Here is a 6,645-nt window from a genome sequence, read left to right on the forward strand (position 1 = left end):
CCACCCGGCGCCCCCCCCCCCCGCGGCCCCCCGGGGGGCCCCCCGCCGCCCCCGGTGCTGCCCCCGGGCCCCGGCGGGGGGGCCGGGGGGGGCCGGCCCGGGTGGTTCCCCCCCGGGCCCCGCCCCACTCGTACGGGAAGCTCCGCTCAGCGGTTGACGGGGCGTCGGCCCGGCCGGAAGGCCTCGGCGGCGAGCAGCCCGGTGTCCGGATTGTCGGTGAAGATTCCGTCGATGCCCTGTTCGAAGTACGTCTTGAAGGCGCCGAAGGCGTCCCCGTACGCGGTGGGGTCGGTGCCCTTGCGGTACTCGGCGGGCAGGAAGTTGTTCTCGTTGCGCGCGGTATAGGGGTGCAGCACCAGTCCCTGGGCGTGCGCGTCCTTGACCAGCGTGGTCGGCGCGCCGAGCCTGCCGTCCGCGCCGCGCGGGAGGATGAGGTCCATGGTGGGGCCGATGCCCTGGGCGAAGCCGGCGATCCACTTCAGCCCTTCGGGCTTGACCAGGTCCGTGACCGTACGGGGGTCCTTGGCCTGTTCGAAGTCCCAGGGGCGGGTGCCCGCCGCGGACAGCAGCACCACGCGGGGAGCGGAGACCAGCCGGGACAGCCGCTGGATGCTGGAGGGCTCGAAGGACTGGAGGAAGACGGGCGCGGTGCGGCCGTCGCGCCCGTAGCGGCGCAGCAGCCTGGCGAGGGGCTCTTCCAGACCGAGGCCGATCCCCCGGAAGTAGCTGGGGTGCTTGGTCTCGACGTGCAGCCAGACCCGCTTGCCGCGCCGCTTGCCCTCGCGGTCCGCCCAGCGCAGCACTTCCTCGAAGGTGGGCACGGCCCACCGGCCGTCGTAGAGGGTGTTGCGCTGGCGCAGGGCGGGGATGCGCTCCTTCGCGCGCAGGGTCTGCAGCTCGGCGAGGGTGAAGTCCTCGGTGAACCAGCCCGTCACGGAGACCCCGTCGACGGACTTGGTGGTGCGCCTGGAGGTGAACTCGGGGTGGTCGGCGACGTCGGTGGTCCCGCCGATCTCGTTCTCGTGACGGCAGACCAGGTGGCCGTCGCGGGTGGGCACCAGGTCCTGCTCGATGACGTCGGCGCCGAGGTCCAGGGCGAGCTGGTACGAGCCGAGGGTGTGCTCGGGCCGGTAGCCGCTGGCCCCGCGGTGCCCGATGACCGTCGGGTAGGGGAGGTCGTCCTTGCGGTCCGATCCGCTCTCGGACGCCGAGGCGGATCCCGCCGAGAGTCCGGAGATGCCCGTGCCGGCCGCCAGTACGGCCGCCCCCAGGACCGTGCGCCGCGCTGCCCCACCCTGCGTCATGAGTGTCACTCCCCGCTCGTGAAAAGGCCCTGAATGGCGTGCCGATGGTAGGCGGGCGGAGGTGTCGGGAGGGCCGGCGCGCGGGGAACATGGCGGAAACGCGCGTCAACACTGCGTATCCGATGTGTGAACCCGATGTGCGATCAGCGTCGGGCCGCGAGTATCGTCCTCACCTGCGCTCCCCGCCGTAGGGTGGGATGTGCGCGATCCGCTTTTCGATGCCGGAGGGCCCACGTTGTTCCGTACGCGCCTCATCAAAGCCACTGTCGGACCGGTCATTCGCCTGATGTTCCGCACCCGTGTGGAGGGCGTAGAGAACATTCCGGGCTCCGGACCGGTGATTTTGGCGGGCAATCACCTCACCTTCATCGACTCGATGATCATGCCGCTGGTCTGCGACCGCACGGTCCACTTCATCGGCAAGGACGAGTACGTCACGGGCAAGGGGATCAAGGGCCGGCTCATGGCCTGGTTCTTCACCGGCGCCGGCATGATCCCCGTGGACCGTGACGGGGCCAACGGCGGCGTCGCGGCCCTGATGACCGGCCGCCGCATCCTGGAGGAGGGCCGGATCTTCGGCATCTACCCCGAGGGCACCCGCTCCCCCGACGGTCGGCTCTACCGCGGCCGCACCGGCATCGCCCGCCTGACGCTGATGACCGGCGCCCCCGTGGTCCCGTTCGCGATGATCGGCACCGACAAGCTCCAGCCCGGCGGCGCAGGCATGCCGCGCCCGGGCCGGGTCACCGTCCGGTTCGGCGAGCCGATGGAGTTCTCCCGCTACGAGGGCATGGACCGCGACCGGTACGTGCTGCGCGCCGTCACCGACTCCGTGATGGCCGAGGTCATGCGGCTCTCGGGCCAGGAGTACGTGGACATGTACGCCACCAAGGCGAAGGCGGCGTAACCCCTACTGCCGTTGCAGTGACCGGCTGACGCCCGCCAACGTGGTCGTGGCGAGGACCCAGCCGGTCACGATCAGCAGGTACGACAGCCACTGGTGCCAGCCGGTGGGCGCGAAGGCCTGCTCCTGGCCGAAGCTGATGATCGGCAGCATCAGGTCGATCGTGTAGAAGATCGGATTGAACTCGGGAGCCTCTCCCGCCTTGAGCGGCCTCGGCTGATCGATTCCGTACGCGATCCATCCGGTCAGCAGCAGTGCCAGCAGCCAGCCCGCCGCGCGCAGCGGCCGGAAGCCGTAGCCGACGGTGGCGTCCTGGAGCAGCCCCCAGAACCGGGCGGGCCGGGGCAAGGTGCGTCGGTGCCTGCGCAGCTTGGCGAGCTGCACGGTGCGGGCGGCCGCCTCGTCGCCCACCGTCCGGTAGGCCGCGGCGAGCTGCTCGTAGGCGTACGGGAGGTAGCCGGACTCCTCGCGCTCCAGGGCGGGCAGTCGCTCCTCGGCGGGCAGGTGGGGGGCGAGGGTGCGGTAGGTCAGCCCGTCGATGCGGATCTGCTCGGGCCAGGTCTCGGCCGGCACGTGCAGCAGGTCGAACTGCGAACGGCGCAGGTTCACCCCGCCCTCGATCCTCTGACAACCGCGCAGCCACACCTCGCCGATCACGCAGCTGGAGGCGCGCAGGGCGACCCCGCCGGGGTTGGCGAGGCGGGCGTGGGCGAGGTTGAGCTGGCCCGGTATACGAGCGCCCGTGAGGTTGACCCGGCCGCTCAGCTCGGCCCGCATGGCCCGCAGATCGGTGCCGACGGTCAGGGTCTCGGCGTGCAGGGCGGTGGCGCCGGGGGCCAGCAGGCGGGCGTCGTCGAGGTTGATCTGCCCGCCGACGACGGCGCCGTTGATGCGCGTCTGGCCGTGGACGGTGAGTTCCATGGCGATGACGTCGGTGCCGATGCCGGCGTGGTTGATCTGCAGCGGCGGCTCCGCCGCCTCGGCGGCGTCGGGTGTGCCGATCACCGCCCGCTGGAGGAACAGGCCGCCGGATATCTGGGCTCCGGCCAGGCGGACCGGACCGGTGATCCGGCAGCAGGCCATCCGCAGCTCGACTTCTACGCGCAGGGTCCCGGCGGTCAGCCCCGGCAGGACCGAGTCGGTGAGGTTGAGCGTGCGCAACCGGGCGCCGAACAGCGTGGGTGCGCGTTCGAACCAGCAGTTGCGGATCCGCATGGGCGCGTCGATCACGGCGTACCTGAGGTCCAGTTTGCCGGTGATCCGCACACCCCTGACGTCGAGACCGGCGATCTGGCCGGGCGCCGACGGGCTGGTGGCCAGGAGGGCCTGGAGGATCTCGGCGCGTACGGTCCGCTCGGGCCCCCACGAGGCCCCGTCGGTGGGTTCCTCGTCGGGGCTCTCGCGGAAGTCGACGCCCTCACCGCGCGTGAAGGCGTCCCACACGCGGCGTTCGGCCGGGGTCAGTTCGTTGATCTCCATCGCGGGGATGGTGTCCCGGGGTTCGACGGACTGTCAACTCCCGGCGGGACACCACCCTTTGCCCGCGTGCGTCACTGCTGGACGCCCTCCTGGAGCTCCTGGCCCTTCAGCAGGAACCAGGCCGCGACGGCGGTGGCCAGCAGGACGGCCGCGCCCACGCCCGAGGCGAACCGCAGGCCGTCCACGAAGGCCACCTGGGCGGCCTCGACCATCGGTCCCGCGATGGCCGGGTCCAGGCCCTTGGCCACCTCGACGGCCCCGCCGAGGGACTCGTGGGCCGCGTCGGCCACCGGGCCCGCGACGGACTCCGGGGCGGTGAAGCCCTGGTAGACGCCGGTGACGATGGAGCCGAGCAGGGCGATGCCGAGGGCGGCGCCGAGCTCGTACGCCGTCTCGGAGACGGCGGAGGCGGAACCGGCCTGCTCCTTGGGCACGCTGGAGAGGATCACGTCGGCGGTCACGGTGAAGGAGAAGCCGGCGCCGAGGCCGACGACGAGCAGGGCCGCGCCGAGCAGCGGGTAGCCGGTCTCCTTGTGGAGCACGGTCAGTGCGCCGAGGGCCAGGCCGATGGCGGCGAGGCCGCCCGTCACGACGACGCGTACCGAGTACGTGCGGGCGTAGCGGCCCGCGACGAGGCCGGTGACCACCGCGCCGAGGGCGGCGGGCAGTTCGGAGAGGCCGGCTTCCAGCGGGTCGCGGCCCTGGACGAGCTGGAGGAACTGCGAGAGGAAGAAGACGAGCCCGGAGAGGCCGAAGACGGTCAGCAGGTCGGCGAGGACCGCGCCGGAAAAGCCGCGGTGCCGGAAGAGCCGCATGTCGAGCAGCGGCGACGGCAGGGTGAACTGGCGCCGGACGAAGGCGTACAGGGCGGCCGCGCCGAGCACCGCGGTGGCCGCGACCTCCCAGGTCAGGCCGTGGGTGGCGACTTCCTTGACGGCGTAGACGACACCGATGACACCGACCAGGGAAAGGCCGACGCTGACGAGGTCCCAGGGACCGGCGACCGGGTTCTTGGATTCGGGGAGCAGCTTGATGCCGACGACGACCAGCACGATCATCACGGGCAGGTTGATGAGGAAGACCGAGCCCCAGTAGAAGTGCTGGAGCAGGGCTCCGCCGACGATCGGTCCGACGGCGGCACCGGCGGAGGCGGTCGCGCCCCAGATGCCGATGGCGAGGCTGCGTTCCTTGGGGTCGTGGAAGATGTTGCGGATCAGCGCGAGGGTGGAGGGCATCAGGGTCGCGCCGGCCACGCCGAGCAGGGCGCGGGCGACGATCATCATCTCGGGGCTGGTCGCGCAGGCGTTCAGCACCGAGAGCGCGCCGAAGGCGGTGGCTCCGACGAGGAGCAGCTTCTTGCGGCCGATCCGGTCGCCGAGGCTGCCCATCGACACCAGGAGTCCGGCGATGACGAAGGAGTAGATGTCGCCGATCCACAGCAACTGGGTGCCGGACGGCCCCAGGTCCTCGGAGAGCGAGGGGGTGGCGAGGCCGAGCACGGTGGCGTCCACCGCGACCAGCAGCACGGCCAGCACGAGCACCGAGAGCGCCAGCCAGCGCCCCCGGCCCCCGCCCTGCACCCCCGTCTCCTCGATCCGGCTCGACTGCTTGGTACCGCTCATCACTCCACGCTCCGTTTGACGCCACCGAGCAGCAGCTCGATGATCATGTACTGAAAATCCTTGGCCGCGACCCGGCCGTCCATGACGGCCCAGGCTCCGGTTCCGATGAGCCCGTAGAGGGCCTCGGTGAGCCAGGCCGGGCTCAGGTCGATGCGGATGTCGCCCTCTTGCTGGCCGCGCCGGAAGAGCGCGCAGACCCGGGCGTCGAGCCGCTCCCAGCCCTCGTTGACCTGGTCGCCCTCGAACAGCTGGTTCTCGGTGACGAGGAAGGCCAGCAGCTCGGCGTTGGGCTCCGATTCCGCGACGAGCCTGCGCAGCGCGTCGATCGCGCTGCCCTCGTCGAGGCGGGCGTTGTCGAACGCCACCTCGAACTCACGGATGCCGAGTTCTTCGAGGGCCCGTACGAGGGCGTCGCGCCCGGCGAAGTGCCGGTGGAGGGTCGCGCGCCCAATGCCTGCGGCGCGCGCGACCTCGTCCATCGTGGCGGTCGATTTCCGGGAGAGCAGGGCCGCCGCGTCGCGCAGCACCTGGTCACGATCCATGGCCATGAGACAAGCGTACCCCAAATGAGACGCCTGTGTCTCATTCCGAGGAAAAATCAGGCTGCCCCCGGGCCGCCGGAACGGAAGGATGCCGAAATGAAGCCGTTGAAGCAGTCGAAGCCGCTCCTGCTGATCGATGTCGACGGGCCTCTGAACCCGTACGCCGCCAAGGCCCAGCGCCGCCCCGAGGGGTACAGCACCCACCGGATGCGCCCGACGGGCTGGAGGGAGGCCGAGAGCGCGAAGCCCCTGCGGGTCTGGCTCAACCACGCCCACGGGACGGAGCTGCTCGCGCTCGCGGACTCGTACGAGCTCGTCTGGGCCACGACGTGGAAGGACGAGGCGAACGACTGGATAGGACCGCACCTGGGCCTGCCGAGGCTCCCCTTCATCGACTGGCCGGTGATGCACGGCCGGGCGCCGCGCGGGACCTTCTGGAAGACGCAGTACGTCCTGGAGTACGCGGGCACCCGTCCGTTCGCCTGGATCGACGACGACATCACGGCCATGGACCACGAGTACGTCGACCAGCGCCATCCGGCGCGGGCCCTGCTCATGCGCATCGACGAGCGGATCGGCCTGACCCGCCCCGACTTCGACGCACTGGCGGACTGGGCGGACGGCCGCTGACCGGCAGGGCAAGCCGCACGCGAGCGCGGAAACGCCGGAGGGGCGGGGGGGGCCCCCCGCGGCGCCCCCCCCCCCCGCCCCCGGGGGGGGGCGGGGGGCGGGGGGCCCCCCCCGGGGGGGGGCGCCCCGGCCCCCCCCCCGCCGGGGGGGGGGGGGGGGCGGGG

General features: G+C 71.9%; 6 protein-coding genes. 2 read left to right on the top strand and 4 right to left on the bottom strand.

Going from position 1 to position 6,645, the window contains the following annotated elements:
* Nucleotides 1-146: 146 nt before the first annotated feature.
* Entirely contained in the window at nucleotides 147-1,304 is a 1,158-nt protein-coding gene (locus ACFYZL_RS39820; RefSeq protein ID WP_388686073.1) for a glycerophosphodiester phosphodiesterase, read from the bottom strand.
* Nucleotides 1,305-1,590: 286 nt separating this feature from the next.
* On the opposite strand from ACFYZL_RS39820, the gene ACFYZL_RS39825 reads away from it, so the two are divergent.
* Nucleotides 1,591-2,211: a lysophospholipid acyltransferase family protein gene (locus tag ACFYZL_RS39825; protein WP_384751395.1), complete on the top strand. Its 621-nt coding sequence runs from the start codon at nucleotides 1,591-1,593 to the stop codon at nucleotides 2,209-2,211.
* 3 nt (nucleotides 2,212-2,214) lie between these two features.
* Here the strand turns inward: ACFYZL_RS39825 and ACFYZL_RS39830 are convergent, their stop codons facing one another.
* From ACFYZL_RS39830 to ACFYZL_RS39840, 3 genes are all read right to left on the bottom strand, one after another.
* Nucleotides 2,215-3,687: a membrane-associated oxidoreductase gene (locus ACFYZL_RS39830; protein ID WP_388686075.1), complete on the bottom strand. Its 1,473-nt coding sequence runs from the start codon at nucleotides 3,685-3,687 to the stop codon at nucleotides 2,215-2,217.
* A gap of 71 nt (nucleotides 3,688-3,758) precedes the next feature.
* Entirely contained in the window at nucleotides 3,759-5,309 is a 1,551-nt protein-coding gene (locus ACFYZL_RS39835; protein WP_388686078.1) for an MFS transporter, read from the bottom strand.
* A complete protein-coding gene (locus tag ACFYZL_RS39840; RefSeq protein ID WP_388686081.1) occupies nucleotides 5,309-5,857 on the bottom strand; it encodes a TetR/AcrR family transcriptional regulator in 549 nt (182 codons plus the stop codon). The genes ACFYZL_RS39835 and ACFYZL_RS39840 overlap by 1 nt, the downstream gene beginning before the upstream one ends.
* Nucleotides 5,858-5,947: 90 nt before the next feature.
* On the opposite strand from ACFYZL_RS39840, the gene ACFYZL_RS39845 reads away from it, so the two are divergent.
* Nucleotides 5,948-6,481 (top strand): HAD domain-containing protein, encoded by a 534-nt coding sequence (locus ACFYZL_RS39845; RefSeq protein ID WP_384751406.1) that lies wholly within the window; start codon nucleotides 5,948-5,950, stop codon nucleotides 6,479-6,481.
* Nucleotides 6,482-6,645: the final 164 nt, after the last annotated feature.

Origin of the sequence: Streptomyces sp. NPDC001717 (genome assembly GCF_042892775.1) — a bacterium.
GTDB lineage: Bacteria > Actinomycetota > Actinomycetes > Streptomycetales > Streptomycetaceae > Streptomyces.